Source organism: Actinosynnema sp. NPDC091369 (assembly GCF_044757065.1).
Lineage (GTDB): Bacteria > Actinomycetota > Actinomycetes > Mycobacteriales > Pseudonocardiaceae > Actinosynnema.
The window spans coordinates 349972-375610 of sequence record NZ_JBIVUG010000005.1 but is presented as its reverse complement, the minus strand read 5'-3'; the positions used below and the strand labels follow the sequence as shown (position 1 = coordinate 375610).

The window sequence follows — 25639 nt, the reverse complement described above, 5'->3', positions numbered from 1 at the left end:
GGGCGAGGGCGTTACCCGGATCCCGTCTGGGAGCGCTCCCAGAACTGCGATGGAGGAGCAACGGTGCTCACCAACTCGTTCCGCGTGCGCGCGCTCGGCGCCGTCACGGCGATCGGCGCGCTGACCGGCGGCCTCGTGGTCGCCGGGGTGGCGTCGGCCGCCCCGGGCTGCGGGGTCGACTACGTGGTGTCGAACAAGTGGCAGGGCGGGTTCTCCGCCACCGTCACGATCAAGAACCTGGGCGACCCGCTCGACGGGTGGGCGCTGCAGTGGGCGTTCCCCGGCTCGGAGCGGTTCGCCCAGGGCTGGAACGCGGTGTTCACCGCTTCGGGTGCGAGCGTGACCGCGTCCAACGTGGACTACAACCGGCAGATCGCCACCGGCGGTACGGCGTCGTTCGGGTTCAACGGCACGATGACCGGTGACGTGGTCGGCACGCCGTCGTCGTTCACCCTCAACGGCACCACGTGCACCGGAGCCCCCAACCCGACCACCACCACCAGCACCACCACGACGACCACCACGACAACGACGGACCCCAATCCCGGAGCCGGTGATCCGACGGGCCGCAAGCAGGTGGAACGCCTGGACCGCGGTCTGATCAGCGTCCGGTCGGGTACCGGCAACCTGGTGAGCTGGCGGCTGGTGGCGGGTGACTCCCCGTCGACGGGCTTCAACGTCTACCGGGGCGGCACGAAGCTCAACGCCACTCCCATCACCGCGTCCACCAACTACCTGGACGGCGGCGCGGCGGCGGATGCCTCCTACACCGTGCGCGCCGTGGTGAACGGCGTCGAGCAGCCCGCTTCGCCGGTGTCGCTGGCGTTCGGCGCGGGTTACCGGGACGTGCCGATCCAGTCGCCGGGCTCCGGGTACAGCGCGAACGACGCGAGCGTGGGCGACCTGGACGGTGACGGCGACTACGAGTTCGTGCTCAAGTGGGACCCGGACAACGCCAAGGACAACTCGCAGTCCGGTGTGACCGGGAACGTGTTCATCGACGCCTACCGCTTGGACGGCACCCGGTTGTGGCGCATCGACTTGGGTCGCAACATCCGGGCGGGTGCGCACTACACGCAGTTCCAGGTCTACGACTACGACGGTGACGGTCGGGCCGAGGTCGCCATGAAGACCGCGGACGGCACCCGGGACGGTCGGGGCACGGTGATCGGCAACGCCTCCGCCGACTACCGCAACTCCGACGGCTACATCCTGTCCGGCCCGGAGTTCTTGACCATGTTCAACGGTCAGACCGGGGCGGCGATGTCCACGGTCAACTACGACCCGCCGCGCGGCACGGTCTCCTCGTGGGGCGACAGCTACGGCAACCGGGTGGACCGGTTCCTGGCGGGCACCGCCTACCTCGACGGCGCCCGCCCCAGCCTGATCATGGCGCGGGGCTACTACACCCGCGCCGTCATCGCCGCCTGGGACTTCCGCAACGGCACCCTGACCAAGCGCTGGACCTTCGACTCCAACGCGTCCGGTAACGGAACCTACGCGGGCCAGGGCAACCACTCGTTGACCATCGGGGACGTGGACGCCGACGGCCGCGACGAGATCGTCTACGGCGCAGCCGCGATCGACGACAACGGCCGCGGGCTGTGGACGACGGGTCTCGGCCACGGTGACGCGGCCCACTTGGGCGACCTGGACCCGTCCCGGCCGGGCCTGGAGTACTTCAAGGTGTCGGAGGACTCCTCGAAGCCGGGTTCGTGGTTCGCCGACGCCCGCACCGGGCAGCGGCTGTGGACCACGGCGTCGGGCAGCGACAACGGCCGCGGCGTGTCGGGCGACATCTACGCGGGCAGCCCGGGCGCGGAGTCGTGGTCGTCGGCGGACGGCAGCCTGCGCAGCACCAGCGGCGCGAACGTCGGCCGCAAGCCGTCGTCGGCGAACTTCCTCATCTGGTGGGACGGCGACCCGACCCGCGAGCTGCTGGACCAGACCCGGATCGACAAGTACGGCACGAGCGGTGACACGCGCCTGCTCACCGGCTCCGGCGTGGCGTCGAACAACGGCACCAAGGCGACTCCCGCGCTCAGCGCCGACCTGTTCGGCGACTGGCGCGAGGAGGTGGTGTGGCGGACGTCGGACAACTCGGCGCTGCGGATCTACTCGACGCCGAACCAGACCGACCGGCGCATCCCCACTCTGATGCACGACACCCAGTACCGGGTCGCCATCGCGTGGCAGAACACCGCCTACAACCAGCCGCCGCACCCGAGCTTCCCCATCGGCGACGGCATGGCCACCCCGCCGTGGCCGGACGTGCACTACGCCGGCTGACCACTCCCGATCACGCTGCGTGCCGATGGTCTACCTCACTCGGGGGTCGGCCATCGGCCATTCGAGGTGTGGAGTGCCCGGCGAGTGGGTATCAGTCCGGGGATCGGAGGAGGTCACACCATGGGCAAGCACAGACTGGGCCAGGCCGAGGGACGTCAGTGGGGCGGTCCCGACCTGGTCAACGGCGCGGAGGACGCGCTGGGCCGGTCCGACGGCGAGCAGGCCGAGGCGGCGGCGGAGCGCGCGGAGGACGACTAGAACCCGATGTCGGGGTCCTCGGCGACCGACCGCAGCGGTGTGACGGTCGGCCGGCCGTCGGCCAGCAGCGCCGCGTCGGTGCCGGGGGACAGCTCGTCCTCGACCAGCACGGCGGCGAGGGCGATCGTGCCGTCGTCGCTGTCCTTGATCCTGGTCCGCACGGCGCCGAACTCGGCGAGCCCGGCCCGTTGCGGCTCACCCACCTCGGCCCGGTTGGGCACGTTCAGGTTGAGCACCGCCCCGGCGGGCAGGGCGGCGAGCCGGTCGAACAGCGTCGCGGCGACCGCGACCGCGGTGTCCCAGTGGTGCGGCACGTCCAGGTCCAGCCCCACGTCCAGCGACACCGCCAGGGCGCGCGCGCCGTTCACGGCGGCGGTCAGGGCCGCGCCGACGGTGCCGGAGTGCAGGACCGCGCGGCCGACGTTCGCACCGCGGTTCACCCCGGACAGCACGAGGTCGGGCGGGTCGCCGAACGCGCCCTGCGACGCGACCAGCGCGATGAAGGCCGGGTGGGCGGCGACCGCGTAGGCGGGCACGTCGACCAGCCCGGGCAGTTCCCGTCGCTCGACCCGGACGCGCCGGTCGTCCTCGGCGGCGGTCAGGCCGGCGCTGGTGCCGCTGGACTCGCGCGCCGGCGCGGCGACGACGGTCGTCCAGCCGTGCGCGACCGCGCCGCGGGCCAGCGCGGCCAGCCCCGGCGAGTCGATGCCGTCGTCGTTGGTGATGAGCACCCTCATGCGTCCTCCCACGGCACCAGCTTCACCCGGTCGACCAGCTCGCGCACCACGTCGCCGCTGCCGGTGCCGAGCCCGTGCCGGGTCACGTTGACCACTCCCGCCGCCGCGCCCAGCTTCAGCGACTCCGCCAAGGACCGGCCCAGGGCGAGCCCGGCGGCCAACCCGGCGGTCATGGAGTCGCCGCCGCCGCGCGTGTCGACCGGGCTCAGCTCCGGCGTCTCCACCAGGACCAGGTCGCCGTCGAGCCAGGCCAGGGTTTCCTCCGCGGCCCGGGACACCACGACCGCGCTCGCCCCGCACTCGGCGACCTTGCGGCAGCCGTCGGCCAGGTCGGGCAGGGAGTCGGACGCGGCGAGCCCGTCGGACACCAGTTCCTCGTGGCTGACCTTCACCACGGTGGGCCCACCCGCGAGCGCGGCGGCGAGCCGGTCGCCGGACAGGTCGACGACGACCTGGCAGCCGTTGCCGCGCAGGTCCTTGGCGAGCCGTTCGTAGACGGAGTCGGGCACCGGCGTGTCCTGCCCGGCGGGTCCGCTGAGCACGGCGACGCCCGCGTTCAGCGCCTCGACCAGGGTCATCTCGTACAGGTCGTCGAGCTCGTGGCGGGACAGCGCGTCGGCGGGCATCCGCACCACCTGGTCACGGCCGCCGTCGCGCCGGTCGTGCACGTACCCGCCGTTGCGGGCGGCGACGTCGCGCGCCCGCAGCTCGACGCCGATCAGGTGCCGCAGCACCTGCCCGGTCTCACCTCCCAACGCCGAGCACAGCACCACCTCGGCGCCCAGCGACTCGATCATGCGCGAGATCCACACGCCCTGCCCTCCGGCGTGGATGTGGATGTCGGGCGAGCCGTCCAGCTCTTCGACCGTCACCGTCAACTCGGGGGAGGGCGCGAACACCGCTACTTGACCGGGCATAACGGACATTTACCCACTATGTCGTGATCGAATCCCCGGTGGGAGCGGTGTCACCGCGCGGGCAGGCGCGGTTCGGCCAGCCAGGCGCGGAAGAACCCGGTCAGCGGCCCGGAGGCGTGGCGCTGGGCCAGCGCCACGAAGTCGCTCGTGGTCGCGGTGCCGTGCCGGTGACCGTCGGTCCACTCGCGGAGGACGCCGAAGAACGCCGCGTCACCCAGCTCCCCGCGCAGGCCGTGCAGGGTCAGCGCGCCCCGCTTGTAGACGCGGTCGTCGAACAGGTCGGCCACGCCCGGGTCACCGACGCGGAGGTCCTGCGGCGAGCGGGACAGCCGCGCGTGCGCGCGGTCGGCGTGCGCGGCGGCGGACGGGCCGCCGGACCGCTCCGACCACAGCCACTCGGCGTAGCAGGCGAAGCCCTCGTTCAGCCAGATGTCGCGCCAGTCGGCCAGGCCGACGCTGTTGCCGAACCACTGGTGCGCCAACTCGTGCGCGACCAGCCGCTCGTGCCCGCGCCGCCCGTCGACGTGGTTGGCGCCGAACACCGACATGCCCTGCGCCTCGACCGGCACCTCCAGCTCGTCGTCGGTCACCACGACCTGGTAGTTCCGGAACGGGTAGGGGCCGAACAGCTCCTCGAACACGGCCATCATCCGCGGCTGACGGGCGAAGTCGTGGCGTGCCGCGCGCAGCAGCCGCGCGGGCGCGGCCACGTCCTGCCCCTCGGCCAGCGGCAGCCGTTCGTAGCGCCCGACCTGCACCGAGGCCAGGTACGTCGCCATCGGCTCGGCCTGCTCGTACACCCAGGTCGTGCTGCTGCCGCCCGCGCGCACCTCGACCGGCACGCCGTTGGCCAGCACGGTGTAGGGCGACGGCGCGGTCACCGAGACGCGGTAGGTCGCCTTGTCCCGCACCAGGTCGTTGCACGGGAACCAGGACGGCGCGCCGATCGGCTGGCTCGCCACCAGCGCGCCGTCGGTCAGCTGGTCCCAGCCCAGCTCGCCCCAGTGCCGGGAGCGGACCGGGCGGGCCACCCCCGAGTACCGCACCTCGACGGTGAACGGGCCGTGCACCGGCCGGGCCGGGCGCACCCGCAGCTTGCCCCCGCCGTGGACGTGCCGGGCGGGCCTGCCGTCCACCAGCACCCGGTTCACCGTCAACGTGCCGAAGTCCAGCACGACCCGCGCGCACGGGCCGTCGGCCACGGCGGACAGCGTCGCCCGCCCGGCCAACCGGCCGGTGTGCGGTTTGTAGTCCAGCTCCAGGTCGTAGTGCGCGACCCGGTAGCCGCCATCGCCGTGCCCGGGCAGGTAGGGGCCGGTCATCGCCAGGCGGAGATCGGGTTGCCCAGCCAGCGCGTGCCCTCGGGCACGTGCTCGCCGCGCATCACCAACGACGCCGGGCCCACCGCCGCGTGCGCGCCGACCGTCGCGCCCGGCAGCACGATGCCGTGCGGTCCGAGCGTGGCGCCGGCGGCCAACTCCACCTGGTCCATGCGCAGGATCCGATCATGGAACAGGTGGGTCTGCACCACGCACCCCCGGTTCACCGTCGCGCCGTCGCCCAACCGCACCAGGTCCGACTCGGGGAACCAGTACGACTCGACCCACGTGCCGCGGCCGATCCGCGCGCCCAGCGACCGCAGCCACGCGGCCATCACCGGCGACCCGCCCGCCCGGCCGACCAGCCACGGCACGGCCAGCACCTCGACGAACGTGTCCGCCAGCTCGTTGCGCCACACGAACCCGCTCCACAGCGGGTGCTCCCGCGCCCGGAACCGGCCCACCAGCAGCCACTTCGCCGCCGCGGACACCGCGCACGCCAGCACACCGGCCGCGAGCAGCACCGGCCCGGCCAACCACGGCCCCACCTCGCGGATCGCGAAGAGCACGCCGACGACCAGCGCCACGTGGCACATCACCGGCACGACCCGGCACAACTCGACCAAAGCGCGCGCCACGACCAGCCGCCGCGGCGGGTCGAACGTGCGGCTCTGGTCGCCCTGCTCCGCCGCGCGCGGCAGCTTCATCGGCGGCATGCCCAGGTACGAGCTGCCCGCCTTGGCCCGCTTCGGCGTCGCCGACAGCACGCCCACCAAGCCCCGGTTCGGCACCGCGCGACCGGGCGCGGTCATGCCCGAGTTGCCCAGGAACGCCCGCTTGCCGACGCGTGCCGCGGCGATGCGCAGCCAGCCACCGCCCAGCTCGTAGGTGGCGACCATGGTGTCGTCGGCCAGGAACGCGCCGTCGCCGATCGTGGTCATCTTCGGCAGGGCGAGCACGGTCGACGCCTCGACCCGGCGGCCGACCCTCATCCCGAGCATCCGCAGCCACACCGGCGTGAACAGGCTGGCGTACAGCGGGAACAGCGCGACCCGGGCGGTGTTCATGAGCCGTTCGGTGGTCCAGGCTTGCCACGCGACCCGGCTGTGCACCGGGTACGTCCCGGCGCGCAGCCCGAGGCCGAGCAGCCGCACGGACACCAGCACCAGCAGGGCGTGGCAACCCAGCCACGCCACCGTCGCCGGCGGCACCGCGAGCATCGCCGACCCGAGCGTCAGGGGCTCGCGCACGACCAGCAGCGCCGGCGGCACGGCCGCCGCCACCGGCAGCAGCCCCAGCGCCGACGTGGTCACCGCGTAGACGAGCTGCCACCACCGCGACCGCGGCGGGCGCGGACCGGGCCGGCCCGCCTTGCCCTCGCGCTGCGCCGGGACGCCCGCCCACCGCTGGCCCGTCGGCACCGAGCCGAGCACGCCCGACCCGGGCGCGACCTCCGCCCGCTTGCCGACCCGCGCACCCGGGAACAGGGTGCTGCGCGCGCCGACGACCGCGCCGCCGCCGACCCGGATGCGGCCGACGTGCAGCCGGTCGCCGTCCACCCAGTGCCCGGACAGGTCCACCTCGGGCTCGATCGCGCAGCCCTTGCCGAGCTTGAGCAGGCCGGTCACCGGCGGCGCGGAGTGCAGGTCCACGTCCGGGCCGACCTTCGCGCCCACCGCGCGGGCGTAGTGCGTGAGCCAGGACCCGGCCAGGTCGGTCGCGCCGCTGAACTCCGCCAGCCGCTCGGCGGTCCACAGCCGCAGGTGCACGCCGCCGCCGCGCGGGTACGTGCCGGGGCGCAGCCCGCGCAGCAGCACCCGCGCGCCGCCGGCGGCGATCAGGACCTTGCCGGGCGGGCTGACGAACAGCAGCCACCCGGCGGCGATCCACCACCACGACACGGGCGTGGTGAAGCCGACGACGTTGCCGACCGCGGCCAGCGCCACCGACCACCGCAGGCCGACCAGGCTCATCAGCGGCACGAGCAGCAGCGACTGGACCAGGCCGGTGCGCCGCGGCGTGGGCGCGACCTCGCGCGTGGCGCGGCGGTGGCCGCTCAGCTCGTCCAGCCGCGCGGCCAACGCGCGCAACGTCGGGTGCTGGTAGACGTCGTGGACCGAGCCGCTGGGGTGGCGCGTCCGGATCGCGGTGACCAGCTGGGCCGCGGCCAGGCTGCCGCCGCCGTGGGCGAAGAAGTCCGCGTCGCGGTTGCCGACCCGGGTGCCCAGCAGCCGCGACCACTGCTCGGCCAGCCACCGCTCGGTCCCGGTCAGGTCGTCGACCGGCGTGGCCGCGTCCAGCTCGGGCAGCGGCCACGGCAGCGCGGCCCGGTCCACCTTGCCGGACGTGCGGGTCGGCAGCGCGTCCACGCCGGCCAGCAGCGGCACCAGGGCCGCGGGCAGCGCGGAACGCAACTGGGACAGCGCGTCGGCCTGGTCGAAGCCCTCGGACGCGACGACGTACCCGACCAGGACCTGGTTGCCGGCCCGCGTGGTGCGCACCGCGGCAGCCGCACCCGCGACCCCGGGCAGCGCCTGGAGGGCCGCGTCGACCTCGCCCAGCTCGATCCGCCGCCCACCCAGCTTCACCTGCTCGTCCGCCCGGCCCAGGAACACCAGGCCCTCGGGCTCGGCGCGGACCAGGTCACCGCTGCGGTAGGCGCGGTCCCACCCCAGGGCCGGCAGCGGGGCGAACTTGTCCGCGTCCTTGGCCGGGTCCAGGTAGCGGGCCAGGCCGACACCGCCGATCACCAGTTCGCCGGAACCGCCCATCGGCACCGGCACGCCGGCCGGGTCGACCACGGCCAGCTCCCAGCCGTCCAGCGGCAGCCCGATCCGCACCGGGCCGCGGCCGGTCAACGGCGCCGCGCACGCCACCACGGTCGCCTCGGTCGGTCCGTAGGTGTTCCACACCTCGCGACCGTCGACTGCCAGCCGCTCGGCGAGCTCCGGCGGGCACGCCTCGCCGCCGAAGATCAGCAGCCGCACGTCGTCCAGCGCGTCCACCGGCCACAGCGCGGCGAGCGTCGGCACGGTGGACACCACCGTCACCTCGCGCTCGACCAGCCACGGACCCAGGTCGAAACCCGTGCGGACCAGGGCGCGCGGTGCGGGCACCAGGCACGCGCCGTGCCGCCACGCGAGCCACATCTCCTCGCAGGAGGCGTCGAACGCGACGGACAGGCCCGCCAGCACCCGGTCGTCCGGCCCGATCGGGTCGTCGGCGAGGAACAGGCGCGCCTCGGCGTCCACGAACGCGGCGGCCGAGCGGTGCGAGACCGCGACGCCCTTCGGCTTGCCCGTGGAGCCGGAGGTGAAGATGATCCACGCGTCGTCGTCCGGTCCCGGAGCCCCCACGAGCCCCATGGGCGTGCCGCGCGGCCGCAGGCCGTCGGTGAGGACCGCGCACACGCCGGCTTCGCCGAACACCAGCTCCGCGCGCTCGTCCGGGTCGTCGGCGTCGACGGGCACGTACGCCGCGCCCGCCGTGAGCACGGACAGCACCGCGAGGTAGAGGTCGACGGTGCCGGACGGGACGCGCACGCCGACCCGGTCGCCGACGCCGATGCCGGCCGCGGCCAGGGCGCGTGCCCGCGTCGCTGCTTCGTCCACGAGTTCCCGGTACGTCAACGAGGTCGTGCCGTCGTCCAGCGCGGGGGAGTGGGGGTGCCGGCGCGCGGTGTCGGCCAGCACGTCGACCAGGGTGCGCTCAGGGGCGGCGGAGCCGGCGCGGAACACCGCCGGCGTGTCGATCAGCGTGGGCAGTGCGGTGTCGGGGGCGAGGGTCACCGACTGGCACCGGGGGAACGAAATCGCACAGTGAAGTCCTCCAAGAAAACGCCGACCTGCGACTTTACCGGGGATTCACGTGCCCGTCGCGCCCACGCGACCGCGAGTGGGTGGTGTCACACCCTGCAACACCACCGGATCTCCGTCGATCACTCCACAGTGGATGGACCAAGTTCTTTGCGCACCAACGGCATGATCTCGGTGCCGAGCAGCTCGATCGCCTCCATCACCAGGTGGTGCGGCACGCCGGACCAGTCCATCTGCAGGGCGTAGCGGTCGGCGCCCACCAGGCGTCCCACCGAGATCAGGCGTTCCGCGACCTCCTGCGGGCTGCCCGCGAAGATCGACCGCGCCCCGCGCGTCCACGCGTCGTACTCCGCCCGCGACGGCACGGGCCAGCCGCGCGCCCGCGAGCCGTACTTCATCGTCTCCAGCCAGTACGGGTAGAACGCGTCCTTGGCGTCCTGCGAACGGCGCGCGACGAGGCCGATCGCGCTCATCGTCACGTTCAGCCCACCGGCGTCGTGCCCGCCCGCCTCGCCCGCCTGCCGGTACACGTCGACCAGCGGCGCGAACCGCTCCGGCTCGCCACCGATGATCGCGTACACCACCGGCAGCCCGAGGAGCCCGGCGCGGATCGAGGACTCCGGGTTGCCTCCGGTCCCCACCGAGATCCGCAGCCGCTCGCCGTAGGGGCGCGGGTGCACGTGGGCGTTCTCCAGCGGGGCCCGGAACTTCCCCGACCACGTGATCGGGTCCTCCCGGTCCAGCCGCAGCAGCAGTGCGAGCTTCTCCTCGAACAGCTCGTCGTAGTCCTCCAGGCTCGCGCCGAACAGCGGGAACGACTCGGTGAACGACCCGCGCCCGGCCAGCAGCTCCGCCCGGCCCCGGCTGAGCTGGTCGAGCGTCGTGAACTGCTGGTAGACCCGCACCGGGTCCTCGGTGCTGAGCACGGTGACCGCGCTGCTCAACGTGATCCGCGAGGTGACGCTCGCGGCGGCGGCCAGCACCGTGCCGGGGTTGGAGATCGAGTAGTCGGCCAGGTGGTGCTCGCCCAGCCCGTAGAAGCCCAAACCCAGCTCGTCGGCCAGCCTGATCCGCTCCACGGTCTGCGCGAGCTTGTCCGCGACCGGCACGCGCTCGCCCGTCACCGGGTCGGGGTGCCGGTCGCCGAAGCTGTAGACGCCGAGCTGCATTCCTTTTGTGGACACATCAACAATCTAGCGCGGACATTGATGACGCGTCAACATCTTGCTAGCGTGGCGGACATGGGCGAACCGCGGTGGCTGAACGAGCGGGAGGCGCGGGTGTGGCAGGTCTACCTGGCGGTCAACCGCGAGCTGCACAGCGCGGTGGAGCGGCAGCTCGTGCGCGACTCCGGGCTGTCCAACGCCGACTACGCCCTGCTCGTGCCGCTGTCGGAGGCGCCGGACGGCGTGGTGCGCTCGCGTGAGCTGGGCGCGTTGGTCGGCTGGGAGCGCAGCAGGCTGTCCCACCAGATCGGGCGGATGGAGAAGCGCGGGCTGATCGTGCGGGAGGAGTGCGCGGAGGACGCGCGCGGGTCGATGGTGCGGCTGACGGCCGCCGGCCGTGCCGCGATCGAGTCCGCCGCGCCGGGTCACGTGGAGACCGTGCGCCGCTACGTGTTCGACGACCTGTCGGACGAGGAGGCGGACGTGCTGGACCGCGTGTTCCACCGGGTGCTCGACCGGATCGCCGCGGACGGCTGACCAGCCGGACGGCTGAGCGGGCGGGTCCGGCATCTCCCGCGGGTCGTTCGGGTCGTGCGGGTCCTGCGGAAGTCCGCATCGACGCGCCCCGGTACGTGGTGCCGTATCCACGATGACCCGGTCGTGTCCACCGATCTCCGTACGCTGTCACCCGGAATACGGAGAGCGGTGGATGCGCGGCGTGCGGCGTTGACACGAAGGTGGACGCCGCAGCACCCGATCGCACCACGAGGAGACGACGTGCAACTGGCCGCGGGGTTCGCCCCGGACCGACAGGCCCTCGTCGGCGGACCGCTGCGCGGCTGGCAGCACCACGCCCACGAGGACGCGCTGGCCCGCGTGGGCCCCGTGCACCACGCCGAACTGCCCAACGGCCTCGACGTCGTGGTCACCACCGTCGGCCTGGAAGCGACCCGCGCGCTGCTCGGCGACGACCGGCTGGCCAAGGACGCCGCCGGGCTGCGCGCCGCGATGCAGGACCAGCTGGCGCGCAAGGGCAGGCCGACCGACCTGTCCCGGGTCATCGGCCCGTCGATGCTCAACACCGACCCGCCGCACCACCGCAGGCTGCGCGCGCTCGTGTCCCAGGCGTTCACCCCGCGCCGCGTCGAAGCCCTGCGGCCCGCCGTCGAGCGGACCGCGCGGGACATGGTGGCGGCCCTGCCGAACGACGCCGACCTGATCGAGGGCCTGGCCTTCCCGCTGCCGCTGGCGGTGATCTGCGACCTGCTCGGCGTGCCCGCCGAGGACCGCGACCAACTGCACCGCTGGACCACGGCGATGATGACCGAACGCCCCGAACTCGTCGTGCCCGCGTCCGACGCCATGGTCGGCTACCTGGCCGGGTTGATCGAGTACAAGCGGGGCCGGCCGGACGACGCGCTGCTCAGCGGCCTCGTGCGGGCCCAGGTCGACGGCGAGCGCCTGAACCCCGAGGAACTGCTGACCACCGCGATTCTGCTGGTCGTCGCGGGCCACGAGACCACCACCGGCCTGATCGGCAACGCCGCCGTCGCCCTGCTGTCCACGCCCGGCGCGTGGGAAGCGCTCACCGAGGACACCGTCGGGACCGCGGTCGAGGAGGCGGCCCGTTGGGACCCACCGGTCCGCGTCACGCCGCACTACCGGGCCAAGGCGGACATCGACCTGCCCGGCGGCGTGATCCCGGCCGGCTCGGTGGTGATGCTGAACCTGGGCACCGCCGGCCGCGACCCGTCCGTCCACGGCCCCACCGCCGACCGGTTCGACCCCACGCGGATGCCGGTGGGCGGCAACGCTGCGCTCGGTCACGCGACGTTCGGGCACGGGGTGCACTACTGCCTGGGGCACCACTTGGCACGGATCGAGGCGCGGGCCGCGTTGACGGCCCTGCGCGCCCGCGCCCCTCGGGCCCGGCTGGCGGTGGAGGCCGGTTCGCTGGAGCGCGGGGACAAGGTCGTCACCAACACGTTCGCCACCGTGGACGTCGTGCTGGAGCCCGCGGACCACTGACCTGACCTGGCATTTCACCGGGGTTCTGCGACGCTCGAACCACCCGGTCGGGCGAAGCGTGCAACCCCTGACAACCCCAACCGCATTTCTCACGTTAGCCGGAGAAAACGGCCGGCCCGGTGGCGACCAGGACTCGGGCGGCAGCCACCCAGGCTCGGGGCAGCTGCCATCGGGACTCGATGAGCTCCCACGACCAGGGGCAGCTCACGCCGCGGGAGCAGCGTCCACGCGGGTGCGAAGGGGGCGGCGGGGGACGATGTGCCCACGCCGGTGGGCCAGCCACAGGAACAAGACGGTCAGCGCCGCGCCCGCCGCCACGGCGTAGACGCTCCCCTCGGGGCCGAACTCGCCGCCGCTGAACAAGGTCGGACCCGAGAGCGTCGCGTCCAGCAGGCCCTGGGCCGTGTCGTTGCCCGACACCTCGGCGCCGAACACGCCCGCGAGGGCGAAGTTCCAGCCGAAGTGCAGCCCGATGGGCAGCCACAGGGTGCGGGTGGCGGCGTAGGCGGCGGCGAGCATGAAGCCCGCCTCGATCGCGATGGCGGTCGCGCCCCAGAAGGTGGCGTTCGGGTTCGGCAGGTGCGCCAGGCCGAACACCGCACCGGTCAGCGCCAGCGCGATCCACGTGCCGGTGCGCTGCTCGACGATCCGGAACAGCACCCCGCGGAACAGCAGCTCCTCCGTCACCGCCGCCGCGGCCATGAAGCCGAGCAGGGCGACCGCGCCCGTCACCGAGCCGAAGCCGTCGATCCGGTAGCTGCCGAGGAACGCGATGTTCGCGATGACGGCCCCGCACATCGCCACCCCGATCAGCAACCCCCGACCGGTCGCGGCGACGGCGCCGACCGGGGCGACCTCGGTGGGCGCGCGGCGTTCCGTCCGCCGCACCACCCACGCGTAGGCGAGCACGCCCAGCACGGCGGTCGCGACACCGAACAGCAGCGTGAGCCACGGGTTGCCCGCCACCGCGGCGACGGCCTGGTTGCCCGCGAAGGCGACCGCGGCCACGACCACGAGCTGAAGCACCAGACGCATGAAGACCTCTCCTCCCGGTCCGCGACCGTTCGATCGCGGACCGGGAGGACGCTACGGATCCGGCGTCCCCGGCACGTCACCGTGCGGTGGACACTCGCGTGTAGCTCGCACGGGGGACAAGCGGGCTCAGTCGGCCATGCCGGCCAGCAGCGTGATCAACTGGTGCCGGCTGGTGATGTCCAGCTTGCGGTAGATGCGCGTCAGGTGGGTGTGCACGGTCGCGGGGGAGATGACCAGCCTGGTGGCCACCTCCGGGTTGGACAGGCCGTCGCCCACCAGCCGGGCCACGTTCCACTCGGCCGGGGTCAGCCCGCCGGGGCGGCGGTCCGCTTCCGCCGAGGGCACCTCGTCCAGCACGACCGCCAGCGCCTGCTCCACCGACTCCGCCGGCCCGGCGTACGCCCGCGCGTACTCGTCCTCCCCGAGCACCGCCTTCGCCCGTGCCACGGCCTGCGCGGTCATCCACGCGAACGGCACCAGGCCGTCCACGCGCACACCGGTCACCCGGTGCAGCCCGTGCGCCAGCCCCAGCATCCGGGCGGCGGCGGAACCGTCGCCCGCCCGCGAGTGCGCCCAGCCCAACGCCTCGATCGACCACAGCGGTCCCCACTTGTCGCGGATCTCCCGCTGCACCCGCAGACCTTCGATCAGCACGTCCAGCGCGCCCACCGGGTCACCCCACCGCGCCTGCACCACGCCGCGGCACCAGTGCGCCCAGCTGATCCCCCACAGCGCGCCGAGCCGCTGGCACTCCGCGTGGAACTCCTCCGCCGCGGGCTCGGCCTGCTCGCGCGAACCCAGCAGCACCAACGACACGGTCAGCATGATGTGGGCGAGGTGGTGGTCCACCGCGAACGCCGGCCCGAGCGCCCCGAACTCCTCGTGGGCCTGCCGCAACAGCTCGACCCCGTCGACCGCGCCCAGCGCCAGCACGGCGTACGCGCCGCGCACGAACGTCACCGCGGGCACCGGCCCGCCGACCTCGCGCGCCATGGCGTCGGCCTCGTCCACCCGCCGCGCGACCAGCTCCCGCTCCACGCCCAGGCACAGCGCGATCCACGCGTCGAGGGCGATGGCGCTGGCCCGCAACGGGTCCGCGGTGGGCGGCGTGGCGGCCAGCGCGCGGCCCAGCCACAGCCGTTCCTCGGGTAATCGGCCGGCGTAGGTGTACCAGCGGGTGCGGGCCAGGTCGACGCTCATCTGGAGCCCCGCCTGCGCGGTGGCGGGGTCGCGGATCAGGTCGTTGAGCACCACGCGGTGGTTGGCCATGTCCGCGTCGACCGCGGCCAGCAGCGCGGCCTCGTTGTGCCCGGCGAACGACTCGGCCAACCGGGCCGCCTCACGGCGGAAGTGGTCGCGGTGCCGCTGCCGCACGCCGTCCTCCTCGCCGGCGGACCGCAGCCGGGCCGCGCCGTGCTGCCGCAACGGCTCCAGGAGGTGGTAGCGGCTGCGGTCGGCGGACGGCAGCGCGATCGACTTGTCCAGCAGCCCGGCCAGCGCGTCCGCGACCTCGTCGACGGCCAACCCGTCGCCCGCGCACACGTCCTCGGCCGCGGTGAGGTCGAACCCGCCCTCGAACACCGACAACCGCGCCCACAGCAGGCGTTCGGCGGGTGTGCAGTGCGCGTGGCTCCAGTCGATGAGCGCGGCCATGGTCTGGTGGTGCTCGACCGCGGTGGTGTCGTTGGCGGTGAGCACGCGCATCACGTCGTCGAGCCGGTCGGCCAGCAGCGACACCGGCATGGACCGCATCCGCACCACGGCCTGCTCGATCGCCAGCGGGATGCCCGAGACGCGGCGCAGCACGCGCACCACGTGCGGCCAGTTCTCCGGCGTCACGCGCCAACCCGGCACGCTCGCCTCGGCCCGGTCCACCAGCAGCGCCACCGACTCGTGGTCCAGGTCCAGCGGCGCGTCCTCGGCGGGCACGTCCAGCGGCGGCACCATCACCAGCACCTCGCCCGGCACCCGCAGCCGGGCCCGGCTGGTGGCCAGCACCCGCACGCCGGGCGCGGCGCCGAGCACCGCGCGCACGAGCTGCGCGACCGGCTCGACCAGGTGCTCGCAGTTGTCGAGCACCAGCAGCACCCGGCGCGGCCGCAGGTAGTCGACCAGCGTCTCCAACGGCGTGGTGGTCGCCTGGTCGGGCACGCCGACGGCGCTCAGCACCACCTGCGCCAACAACTCCGGGTCACCGCCGCGCGCGGACGCCAGCTCGACCACCCGCACGCCGTCGTCGTACGCGCGGTGCACCTGCGCGGCGAGTTCCAGCGCCAGCCGGGTCTTGCCGCCACCGCCCACGCCGGTGAGCGTGATCAGCGGGGCGACCCCGATCCGCCGGCGCAGCTCGGCCAGCAGATCCTTGCGGCCGACGAACGAACTCAGCGCCCGCGGCACCACACCGCCTCCCGCTGCCCGCTCGGTCATCCGGACACCGTACGACATCGGCCTGTGCGCGGACCGTGAGATCCACGAAGCGATGTGCGAGCGTGCAGGCTTGCAAAGCCTTGCAAAGATCGCTCGCCGTCGCGCCTAGTCAAGCCGTTTACACCTGTGCCGCACCCGGTCTAGCCTGCAAAGAATTGCACGACCTTGCGCAATGGAGCGTGACGGGAGCAGTGATGCGAGCGAGATCGCGACGACTGACCGCCTTACTGGTGGCCCCGGTCCTGGCCGGGACGACGTGGGCCGCGCCGGGCGGCGCCGCCGAGGAGCGGACGACCGCGCCGTCCGCCGCCGCGGCGGGCAACACGACTACGGTCTTCTACCGCCTGCCTTCGGGGTGGCCGGTGGCCAACATCCACTACCAGCCGCGCAACGGTCCGTGGACGGCCGTGCCGGGTGAGCGCATGGAGCCGGCGGCGTGCGCGGGCTGGGTGCGCAAGTCCGTGTCGCTGGGCGACGCGACGGGGCTGGTCGCGGTGTTCAACAACGGCTCGGGCACGTGGGACAACAACAACGGGCGGAACTACAGCCTGGGCACGGGCACCGCGACCGTCGCCGGGGGAGTGACCGGCGTCGGCGACCCGTGCGGCACGACACCCGGCCCCGAACCCGGTCCGACGAACAACGCCGAGGTCTACTACTTCACCAAGACCCGGAACTGGGCCACGACCCGCATCCACTACCAACCGACCGGCGGCACGTGGACGGCCGTGCCCGGCGTGCCCATGGAGCAGGTCTGCGCCGACTGGGCCCGCGCCTCGGTCGACCTGGGCCAGGCCACCGGTCTCAGAGCGGCGTTCAACAACGGCACCGGCCAGTGGGACAACAACAACGGCGCCGACTACGCGTTGCGCACCGGGCGCAGCACCGTGAAGGACGGCGTCGTCACGCCGAACGCGACCGACCCCTGCGGACCCCCTGCCCCGCAGGACACGATCGCGCCGAGCGCGCCCACCGACCTGCGCGCCGCCGCGTCCGCGCTCACCGTCTCGCTGTCGTGGACGGCGTCCACCGACAACGTCGCCGTCGCGGGCTACGAGATCACCCGCGCCGGGGGAGCGCTGGGCACGGTCGTGCGCAACACCGGCGCGGTGGGCTTCGCCGACGGGCCGCTGACCGCGAACACGACCTACACCTACTCGCTCAGGGCCTACGACGCGGCGGGCAACAAGTCGACCTCCACCGCGCCCGTCTCCGTGACGACGGGCGACGCCCCGCCCGCGCCCCGGGGCGGCACCCCGCTGGGCGGCGACCCGCGCGAGGACTCGATCTACTTCGTGATGACCGCCCGCTTCAACGACGGCGTCACGGCCAACAACCGGGGCGGCAGCCAGCACGTCCGCTCCGGCAACGCCGCCGCCGACGACCCGATGTTCCGCGGCGACTTCCAGGGCCTGGTGGACAAGCTCGACTACGTCAAGGGCCTGGGCTTCTCCGCGATCTGGATCACGCCGGTCGTGCTCAACCGCTCCGACTACGACTTCCACGGCTACCACGGCTGGGACTTCCACCGCGTCGACCCGCGCCTGGAGACGCCCGGCGCGACCTACCAGGACCTGATCGACAAGGCGCACGCCAAGGGCCTGAAGATCTACCAGGACGTGGTCTACAACCACAGCTCGCGGTGGGGCGCGAAGGGCCTGTTCCAGGCGAAGGTCTTCGGCGTCCGCGACAACCAGTGGTCCTGGTACTACGACCAGCCGGTGCAGGGCTTCGAGTACGACGGCCTGACCATCGACCCGAACACCGGCAAGTCCTACTACAACGGGGACCTGTGGTCGACCACCGAACCGGCCGGGAACACCTGCGTCGACTGGGGCAAGCCGACCCAGCACACCAGCCCGGAGGGCTACCGGATCTACAGCTGCCAGTGGCCGAGCCCGACCTCCGGAACGTTCCCCGCCCAGCTGTACCACCGCTGCTGGATCGGCAACTGGGAGGGCGAGGACTCGCGGTCGTGCTGGCTGCACGAGGACCTGGCCGACTTCAACACCGAGAACCCGATCGTGCAGAAGTACCTGATCGACGCCTACAACCGGTTCATCGACATGGGTGTCGACGGCTTCCGCGTCGACACCGCCGTGCACGTCCCGAGGGTGACCTGGAACCGCCGGTTCCTGCCCGCCATCCAGCAGCACGCCACCGCGAAGTTCGGCGAGAAGGGCCGCGACTTCTTCGTCTTCGGCGAGGTGGCCGCGTTCGTCAACGACAAGTGGAACCGCGGCTCGGTCAACCACTCGGCGCAGTTCTTCACCTGGAAGGAGCGGCGCGAGTACAGCGCCGACGACGCGGCGGCGGCGCTGGAGCAGTACGAGTACGAGCAGGGGATGGGCACGGTCGGGCAGCCGACGAGCCGCAACGCGTTCCTCGACGGCAACGCCTACCACGCGCCGGACCACTCGAAGTCCTCCGGCATGAACATCATCGACATGCGCATGCACATGAACTTCGGCGACGCGAACAACGCGTTCTGGAACGCGAAAGACTCCGACGATTCCACCAACGACGCCACCTACAACGTGACGTACGTGGACTCGCACGACTTCGGGCCGAACAAGTCCAGCGTGCGCTACGCGGGCGGCACGGACGCGTGGGCGGAGAACATGAGCCTGATGTGGACGTTCCGGGGCATCCCGACGCTCTACTACGGCTCGGAGGTCGAGTTCCAGGCCGGCAAGCCGATCGACTGCGGCCCCACGTGCCCGCTGGCCACGACCGGCCGGGCGTACTTCGGGGATTACCTCGCGGGTCAGGTGACCGCGTCGGACTACGGCGTCGTGTCGTCGGCGTCCGGCACCGTCGCGACCACCTTGCAGAAACCGCTGGTGAAGCACGTGCAGCGGCTCAACCAGATCCGCCGGGCCGTGCCCGCGCTGCAGAAGGGGCAGTACTCGACGGAGGGCGTGTCGGGCGGGATGGCGTTCAAGCGCCGGTACACGTCGGGGTCGGTGGACAGCTTCGCGCTGGTCGCGATCTCGGGTTCGGCGACGTTCACCGGCGTGCCCAACGGCACGTACCGCGACGCGGTCACCGGCGACACGCGGACCGTCACCACCGGCTCGCTGACCGCGAACCCGGGCGGCAAGGGCAACGCCCGCGTCTACGTCCTGGACCTGCCGGGCAACCCGGCCCCGGGCAAGGTCGGCGTCGACGGCCCCTACCTGAGGTGACCACCGGCGGGCGGGCGTGCCTCTCCCACCGCCCGCCCGCCGGCCCTCACTCCTTCACCCTTGCCACCGACGGGAAGACCAGCCTGCTCGCGTGGTCGGCTGTCCTGGTGCTGACCGTGCCCGTCGCGCTCAGATCCAGGCCAGGACCGATTCGACCTCGGCGTCGAGCTCGGACACGGGGATGTGGCCCAGCTGCTCCACGACCACCCGGCCGTCACGGCGGCGCCACGTGCCGCGCACCTGGCCGTCGACCACGACGTGCGGGCCCGCGGTCTGGACGTGGGGCGCGTGCAGCGGGTCCAGCAGCAGGGTGCGGTCGGCGTAGCCGAGCAGGAAGGTGTCGAACGGGCCGAGGAGGCGGACCGTGCCGTCCAGGTCGGCGGCGTCGGTGGCGGGCAGTTGCCAGCCGTGCTTGCCCTCCACCAGGTCGTCGAACGGGAACGCGGCGCGCACCTCCAGCTCCGGCAGGCCGCTCCACGCGGTGAAGTCCTCGACGGTCGCCGGGCCGTGTGCGCGCAGGTAGCGGCGGACCAGTTCGGCGACGCCGCGCGGTTCGTGGTCGGCGCGGGGGAGCAGCCGGTAGGTCGACTCGCCCGCGACGACCACGCCCTTGTTGGCGGCGTAGGCCAGCAGGTACGCGGGCGCGGCGGTGGCCGGGTCGAGCGCCACGCCGACGTCGGCGAGCCGGGCGACGACCGCTGGCTTGGTCAGCGGTTCGGTCAGGACCTCCCGCAGCGCGCCCAGCGCCCGCGCGCAGACCTCGTCGGTGAGGCCGAGTTCCCGTCGCCGACGCCGGGACCGGGCCACGTTCACCGGGCCCAGCAGGCCCACCAGCCAGCCGACGTCCTCACGCCGCAGCAGGTGCACGGCGCCGCGCATGGCGCACGTCCGCACCACGTCACCCGCGTCGAGCGCCGCGCGCAGGTCGGCGGGCGTGACGCCGGAGGTTCGGGCCCGCACGGCGAGACCGGCGGCGGTGACGTCCTGCGCCTGCACGGCCAGCACGTCGTGCAGCAGCTCCGACAGCGAGCGGGCGGGGGTCGTCAGGCGTTGCGCCCGCATGCGCAGCGCCCTGGCCCGACCGGCGGTCACCGGGGCCCCGCGCCCGTCGAACCGCGCACCACGAGCTCGGGCAGGAAGACGAACTCCGCGTGCGGTGCGGGCGTGCCGCCGATCTCCTCCAGCAACGCGTTGACCGCGGCCTGGCCCATCGCCTCGACGGGCTGCCGCAGCGTGGTCAGCGGCGGGTCGGCGAACACGATCAGCGGCGAGTCGTCGAACCCGACCACGGACACGTCCTGCGGCACGCCCAGCCCGCGTTGCCGGGCCGCCCGGATCGCGCCGAACGCCATCAGGTCGCTGCCGCAGATGATCGCCGTGCACCCCTTGTCCAGCAGCGCCGTCGCCGCGGACTGCCCGCCCTCCACGGTGAACAGCGAGTGCTGCACCAGCGCCTCGGCCTGCTCGGCGGTGTAGGGGAGCGCGGTGCGCATGTGCTGCACGAAGCCCTCGATCTTGCGCAGCACCGGCACGAACCGCCGCGGCCCGACGGCCAGGCCGATGCGCTCGTGCCCCAGCTCCACGAGGTGCGACACCGCCAGCCGCATGGCGGCGCGGTCGTCGGTCGACATGAACGGCGCGGAGATCTTCTCGGTGTAGCCGTTGATCATGACGAACGGGATGCCGCGGCCCGCGAGCTTGGTGTAGCGGCCCATGTCGGCGGTGGAGTCGGCGTGCAGGCCGGAGACGAACACGATCCCGGCCACGCCCCGGTCCACCAGCATCTCGGTCAGCTGGTCCTCGGTCGACCCGCCCGGTGTCTGGGTGCACAGCAGCGGCGTGTAGCCGGCGCTGGTCAGCACCTGCTCCACGACCTGCGCGAGCGCGGGGAAGATCGGGTTGTTCAGCTCGGGCGTGATCAGCCCGATGAGGCCGGCGCTGCGCTGCCGCAGCCGGGGCGGGCGTTCGTAGCCGAGCAGGTCCATCGCGGCCACCACCGCCTGCCGGGTGGCCGTCGACACGCCCGCCTTGCCGTTGAACACCCGGCTGACCGTCGCCTCGCTGACCCCGGCCTGCGCGGCGATGTCGCTCAGCCGGGCGGTCACGCCGTCCATGTCGGTCCTCTCCGTCGCGGCGACCACGCGCACCCGAGGAAAGACCTTGCAAAGGCTTTCAGCAAGCACTTGACAGTCACATTTCGGGCGCCAACCCCGCTGAACCGAGGCAGAGGGCCGCCTGGCGGGCTCCGGCGGCCATCGCCGAGGGCACGTCGGCCCCCGCGAGGTGGGCGACCAGGAAGCCGGAGAAGAAGGCGTCGCCCGCGCCGTTGGTGTCCACGATCTCCTCGATCGGCTCCGCGGGCACGCGGTGGACGGTCCCGTCGACCAGGGCCAGCGCACCGTCCGCACCGAGCGTGGCCACCGCGGGCTTGCCGAGCGAGCCGAGGAACGCGAGCAACGCCCCGCGGTCCCCGCTGTGCTCGTTCCTGAAGGCGTCGTCGTTGAGGAACACGTGGTCGGCGGCGTCGAGGAAGTCGCGGTGGAACTCCGCGACGCCGTCGTAGTCGTGCACGTCGCACCACACCGGCACCCCGGCGTCACGGGCGGCGCCCAGCAGGGGACGGGCGTGGTCGGCGAGGTCGATCACCGCCGCGTCGGCCGACGCCAGTGCGGCCAGCGCCCGGTCCTCGTGCTCGGCCCGGCGCAGGTGGGGGAGTTCGAGGTAGATCGACACCCGCCCGCCGTGCGGGTCCATCAGGTTGAGGTGCTGCTCGGTGGCGGCGTCGACCACCTCGGCGATCACCTCGACCCCGGCCCGGTCGAGCACGTCGAGCACCGACCGCCCGGCGTCGTCGTTCCCGACGACGGTCCGCAGCGTTACCTGCGCGCCGAGCGAGGCGAGGTTCAACGCCTTGCCGGCCGACGTGCCGCCGACCGCCTCCCGGTGGCCGGTCGCGAACGCGGTGTGCGGCCTGGCCTGCGGCAACCGGTCCAGCAGCACCAGGCGGTTCCACGACACCGGCCCCGCGACGAACACCTTCGGCTTGTGCATGGCCGCCATTGTGCGGGGAGATCAACAAAGCGGCCAACGGCGGGCACGTCACCTTGCAAGTTCTGTCATGTTCCACTCTATAGCTTCAGTGTTGACTAAGACGTAACCCTGACCGATCGGGGTCGTAGTGGAGTGGTGACCGCACGATCTCAGTCTGTAACGGCCGCACGGACCGTGATCGCGTCGCACCGTTCCCGCGCTCGAGAGGTTCTTCAATGCAGCAGCGCAAGAAGCCCGGCAGGTGGTCGTTCGCACCCGTCGCCACGGTGGTCGCCACGGCAGGGGCGGTCATCCTGCCCGCAACGCCTGCGCACGCCGCCGTCATCACCGTGCCCTGCGACCCGGTCGCGCTGGTCGAGTCGGTCGCCGCGGCCACCGACTCGCCGGGTGAAGACACCTTGGCCCTGACGCCGAACTGCGTCTACACGCTCCCGAGACCGGCCGTCGAGGCGGGGGAGGAGGGGCTGCCCCGCGTCCGGGGCAGGCTCGTCATCCGCGGCAACGACGCCACCGTCCGGCGCGCCCCGGACGCGCCGCAGTTCCGGCTCATCTCCAACTGGGGCGATCTGACCCTCGACCGCGTCACCCTCACCGGCGGTCACGCGCCGGACGGCGTCGGCGTCGACACCTGGGGGCAGGGGATGTCGGGTGGCGACGGCGGTGCCATCGAGAACTGGGGTCCGCTGACGATCACCGACAGCGTGCTCACGGGCAACAGCGCGGGCGCTCCCGGCGCCGACGTCACGGCCACGTCGGAGGCGGGCCGGGGTGGGCTCGGCGGCTTCGGCGGCGCCCTCTCCTCCTACCTCTCGACCTCCGGTGCGGTCACCATCACCGACAGCGTGATCAGCGACAACCGCACGGGCGCCGGTGGCCGGAGCGGAAGGCGGCCGGGGTGGTGACGGTGGTGGTGGCGGCCTGGGTGCAGGCGTGTTCCTGTCCACCCAGGAGGGCAGTCCGCTGCACCCGGTCCTCACGTCGACCGTCGTCAAGCGCAACCGGACGGGTGACGGCGGTGACTCCGGCACCCCGGGGATCGGCGGTTTCGAGGGGTGGGCCGGTACGGGCGGCGGTGGCGTCTACACCCTGAAGGGGCAGGTCACGTCGACCAACGGCTCCTACGTGCTGGCGAACCGGCCCGACAACTGCTCTCCCGTCGAGTACGTGCAGGGCTGCGTGAACACCCGGACCGCCCCTCGCGCGCACAGCCCCTGGGACGCTGCCGCCGTCGACCGCCGGGCCGAAGAGCTGGCGATGGCGCTGCGCGCCGCGTCGGCGCTGTCACGGTGACAGCGGTTCAGACATTTTAATAACTTCAGTGTTGACCAAATTCAAACACCCAACCGGGTCCGGTTGACGAGTACAGAGAAAAACGGCACGGAAGCCCCAGGCGTGCACGCGTGCCCAGGGCTTCCGTGGGTGGATCAGACCTGCTCCGACCACCAGCGACGGCCGGCGTCGCCGAGGGTGGAGATCGGGTCGTAGTAGGGGTAGCGGCGGTCGAGGGCTTCGGGGTCGTCGAGCTCGATGCCGGTGCGGTAGTTCTTGGTCCAGTAGGAAATGCCGAGCTCGCGGTCGTACTCGTGGAGCTGGTGGACCCAGCGCTTGCCGACGTAGGGGACGTCGCAGACGATGCGGGGCGTGGCGTAGCCGGGGAGGTAGCCCATGATCGCGTGCTGGAGCTCCTGCGCTTCCCAGACGGCGACGCGCCAGTGCTCGGCGTTGGGGATCATGTCGCACATGTAGAAGTAGTACGGCAGGATGTTCGCCTCGCCCTGGAGCGCGAAGCACAGGTCGAGCAGGTCGTCGGGGGTGGCGTTGACGCCCTTCATGAGCACGCCCTGGTTGCGGACGTCGCGGACGCCGATCTCGAGGGCGGTGCGGGCGGCTTCGGCGACGAGCGGCGTCACCGACTGCACGTGGTTGACGTGGGTGTGGATGGCGAGGTTGACGCCGCGGCGGCCGGCGGTGCGGGCGACGCGTTCGAGACCTTCGACGACCTTGGGCTGGAGCCAGTGCTGGGGCATGCCGGCGAGGGCCTTGGTGGCGAGGCGGACGTCGCGGACGGTGTCGATGTCGAGCAGTCGCATGAGGAACGACTCGAGTTGGGGCCAGGGGACGTTGGCGACGTCGCCGCCGGAGACGACGACGTCTCGCACGCCGGGTGTGCGTTTGAGGTAGTCGATCATCTGGTCCTGGCGGTCGACGGGTTTGAGGGTGAGCTTGTGCTTCTGGACCAGGGGTGTGGAGTTGCCGACGAGGTCCATGCGGGTGCAGTGGCCGCAGTACTGGGGGCAGGTGGAGACGAGCTCGGCGAGGACCTTGGTGGGGTAGCGGTGGGTGAGACCTTCGACGACCCACATCTCGGCTTCGTGGAGGGAGTCGCGGGAGGAGTGGGGGTGGCTGGGCCAGTCCGGGTCGCGGTCTGATCGGACGGGGATCATGTAGCGGCGGACGGGGTCGGCGAGGAAGGCTTCGGTGAAGGTCTCGGGGTCGAGGTCGGCGTGCGGTGCCATGGTGTTGAGCATCTGGGGTGGCACGAGCATGGACATGGTGGCGGTGTGCTGCTGGTCGGCGGCGAGTTCGTCGTAGAACCGCTCGGTGAGCAGGTCGCCCATGAGGGTGCGCAGTTGTTTGGGGTTCTTGACGCAGTTGACGCGTTGCCACTGGGCGTCGCGCCACTGGGTGTCGGTGACGTGGCGCCAGCCGGGGAAGCGGCGCCAGTCGGGTTCGACGAGTTGTTGGCGCGCGTAGGTGTAGGGCTGGAGGTCGGCCCTGTGCTGCGTGGGTGTGACCTCGTGCAGCGCGGTCATCCATGCTCCCTGTCGGTCGAGTGGCGTGAAGATATGCTGCCAGATGGCCGGTTGGGCGTAAATATTTCGGCGGGGAGCGTTTCGGGGCGTTCGTTCGTTGGGTGGGGTATGCGCGTGTTGGCGGTTGTGCTGGTGGGTTTGGCCGTGGAGGTCACTGCTCTGGTGGCGGCGTTCGGGGCGTGGGGTCTGTTGCCGACCCTGGGTCTGCTGGTGCTGGGTGGGGTGGTGGGTTCGGTGTTGTTGCGTCGTGAGGGTGTTCGGGCGGTGGCGGCGTTCTCGGAGGCGTTGCGGACGCGTCGTGCGCCGCACCGGGAGTTGGCGGACGGGGTGTTGATCGCGGTGGCGGGGGTGTTGATCGTGCTGCCGGGGTTCGTGAGCGACGTGGTGGGGTTGTTGCTGTTGTTCCCGCCGGCGCGGCGGTTGGTGAGCGGGCGGATGGCGCGGCGTGCGGCGGAGCGTGAGCGGTCGGTGGTGTTGAACCTGCGGTACGGGCAGCACCCGATGGCGGGTGGTGTGGTGGTCGACGGTGTGGTGGACGGTGACGTGGTGGACGTGCGGTCGGAGTCGTCGGGGGAGCGTCGCGAGTTGCCGTGATC

Annotated in this window: 19 protein-coding genes; 8 read left to right on the top strand and 11 right to left on the bottom strand. The window is 72.6% G+C overall.

Features of this window, described 5'->3' with window-relative positions:
* The first annotated feature begins 63 nt into the window (after positions 1–63).
* Complete coding sequence (locus tag ACIQMJ_RS21635; RefSeq protein ID WP_499762795.1) at positions 64–2289, top strand: rhamnogalacturonan lyase family protein; 2226 nt, start codon at positions 64–66, stop codon at positions 2287–2289.
* A gap of 120 nt (positions 2290–2409) precedes the next feature.
* The gene (locus tag ACIQMJ_RS21630; RefSeq protein WP_499762794.1) at positions 2410–2547 is read left to right on the top strand and encodes a hypothetical protein; all 138 of its coding nucleotides are present in this window, start codon (positions 2410–2412) and stop codon (positions 2545–2547) included.
* Here ACIQMJ_RS21630 and surE read toward each other — a convergent pair.
* The 5 genes from surE to ACIQMJ_RS21605 form a co-directional block, all read right to left on the bottom strand.
* Positions 2544–3284: a 5'/3'-nucleotidase SurE gene (surE, locus tag ACIQMJ_RS21625; protein WP_499762793.1), complete on the bottom strand. Its 741-nt coding sequence runs from the start codon at positions 3282–3284 to the stop codon at positions 2544–2546. The two genes, ACIQMJ_RS21630 and surE, sit on opposite strands and share 4 nt — an antisense overlap.
* Positions 3281–4201, bottom strand: coding sequence for a PfkB family carbohydrate kinase (locus ACIQMJ_RS21620; RefSeq protein WP_499763068.1), 921 nt, complete (start codon positions 4199–4201; stop codon positions 3281–3283). The genes surE and ACIQMJ_RS21620 overlap by 4 nt, the downstream gene beginning before the upstream one ends.
* Before the next feature lie 50 nt (positions 4202–4251).
* On the bottom strand, positions 4252–5523 hold the full coding sequence (locus ACIQMJ_RS21615) for a M1 family metallopeptidase (protein ID WP_499762792.1): 1272 nt from the start codon (positions 5521–5523) through the stop codon (positions 4252–4254).
* Positions 5520–9308, bottom strand: coding sequence for a Pls/PosA family non-ribosomal peptide synthetase (locus tag ACIQMJ_RS21610; protein WP_499762791.1), 3789 nt, complete (start codon positions 9306–9308; stop codon positions 5520–5522). The genes ACIQMJ_RS21615 and ACIQMJ_RS21610 overlap by 4 nt, the downstream gene beginning before the upstream one ends.
* Positions 9309–9457: 149 nt before the next feature.
* Positions 9458–10504, bottom strand: a complete 1047-nt coding sequence (locus tag ACIQMJ_RS21605) for an LLM class flavin-dependent oxidoreductase (protein WP_499763067.1) — start codon at positions 10502–10504, stop codon at positions 9458–9460.
* Positions 10505–10576: 72 nt separating this feature from the next.
* On the opposite strand from ACIQMJ_RS21605, the gene ACIQMJ_RS21600 reads away from it, so the two are divergent.
* Both ACIQMJ_RS21600 and ACIQMJ_RS21595 read left to right on the top strand, forming a co-directional pair.
* Positions 10577–11038 carry a MarR family winged helix-turn-helix transcriptional regulator gene (locus ACIQMJ_RS21600; protein WP_499762790.1) on the top strand — a complete coding sequence of 154 codons (462 nt, stop codon included), beginning with the start codon at positions 10577–10579 and terminating at the stop codon, positions 11036–11038.
* 240 nt (positions 11039–11278) lie between these two features.
* A complete protein-coding gene (locus ACIQMJ_RS21595) occupies positions 11279–12529 on the top strand; it encodes a cytochrome P450 (protein WP_499762789.1) in 1251 nt (416 codons plus the stop codon).
* 204 nt (positions 12530–12733) lie between these two features.
* Here the strand turns inward: ACIQMJ_RS21595 and ACIQMJ_RS21590 are convergent, their stop codons facing one another.
* Both ACIQMJ_RS21590 and ACIQMJ_RS21585 read right to left on the bottom strand, forming a co-directional pair.
* Entirely contained in the window at positions 12734–13564 is an 831-nt protein-coding gene (locus ACIQMJ_RS21590; RefSeq protein WP_499762788.1) for a CPBP family intramembrane glutamic endopeptidase, read from the bottom strand.
* Positions 13565–13690: 126 nt separating this feature from the next.
* Positions 13691–15991 carry a helix-turn-helix transcriptional regulator gene (locus ACIQMJ_RS21585; protein ID WP_499762787.1) on the bottom strand — a complete coding sequence of 767 codons (2301 nt, stop codon included), beginning with the start codon at positions 15989–15991 and terminating at the stop codon, positions 13691–13693.
* 194 nt (positions 15992–16185) lie between these two features.
* Here ACIQMJ_RS21585 and ACIQMJ_RS21580 point away from each other — a divergent pair, with 194 nt between their 5' ends.
* Complete coding sequence (locus tag ACIQMJ_RS21580; RefSeq protein ID WP_499762786.1) at positions 16186–19179, top strand: carbohydrate binding domain-containing protein; 2994 nt, start codon at positions 16186–16188, stop codon at positions 19177–19179.
* A gap of 129 nt (positions 19180–19308) precedes the next feature.
* Here the strand turns inward: ACIQMJ_RS21580 and ACIQMJ_RS21575 are convergent, their stop codons facing one another.
* The 3 genes from ACIQMJ_RS21575 to ACIQMJ_RS21565 form a co-directional block, all read right to left on the bottom strand.
* On the bottom strand, positions 19309–20271 hold the full coding sequence (locus ACIQMJ_RS21575) for a winged helix DNA-binding domain-containing protein (protein WP_499762785.1): 963 nt from the start codon (positions 20269–20271) through the stop codon (positions 19309–19311).
* Positions 20268–21293 (bottom strand): LacI family DNA-binding transcriptional regulator, encoded by a 1026-nt coding sequence (locus ACIQMJ_RS21570; protein WP_499762784.1) that lies wholly within the window; start codon positions 21291–21293, stop codon positions 20268–20270. The genes ACIQMJ_RS21575 and ACIQMJ_RS21570 overlap by 4 nt, the downstream gene beginning before the upstream one ends.
* A 76-nt stretch (positions 21294–21369) precedes the next feature.
* Positions 21370–22230 carry a carbohydrate kinase family protein gene (locus ACIQMJ_RS21565; RefSeq protein ID WP_499762783.1) on the bottom strand — a complete coding sequence of 287 codons (861 nt, stop codon included), beginning with the start codon at positions 22228–22230 and terminating at the stop codon, positions 21370–21372.
* Between the two features lie 215 nt (positions 22231–22445).
* Between ACIQMJ_RS21565 and ACIQMJ_RS21560 the strand changes: the two genes are divergently transcribed.
* Positions 22446–23132, top strand: a complete 687-nt coding sequence (locus ACIQMJ_RS21560) for a hypothetical protein (RefSeq protein ID WP_499762782.1) — start codon at positions 22446–22448, stop codon at positions 23130–23132.
* 28 nt (positions 23133–23160) lie between these two features.
* Positions 23161–23520 (top strand): hypothetical protein, encoded by a 360-nt coding sequence (locus ACIQMJ_RS21555; RefSeq protein WP_499762781.1) that lies wholly within the window; start codon positions 23161–23163, stop codon positions 23518–23520.
* A 134-nt stretch (positions 23521–23654) separates the two neighbouring features.
* On the opposite strand, the gene ACIQMJ_RS21550 is transcribed toward ACIQMJ_RS21555, so the two are convergent.
* Positions 23655–25043, bottom strand: coding sequence for a KamA family radical SAM protein (locus tag ACIQMJ_RS21550; RefSeq protein ID WP_499762780.1), 1389 nt, complete (start codon positions 25041–25043; stop codon positions 23655–23657).
* Positions 25044–25151: 108 nt separating this feature from the next.
* Here ACIQMJ_RS21550 and ACIQMJ_RS21545 point away from each other — a divergent pair, with 108 nt between their 5' ends.
* Positions 25152–25637, top strand: coding sequence for an FxsA family protein (locus ACIQMJ_RS21545; RefSeq protein WP_499762779.1), 486 nt, complete (start codon positions 25152–25154; stop codon positions 25635–25637).
* The last annotated feature ends 2 nt before the right edge of the window (positions 25638–25639 follow it).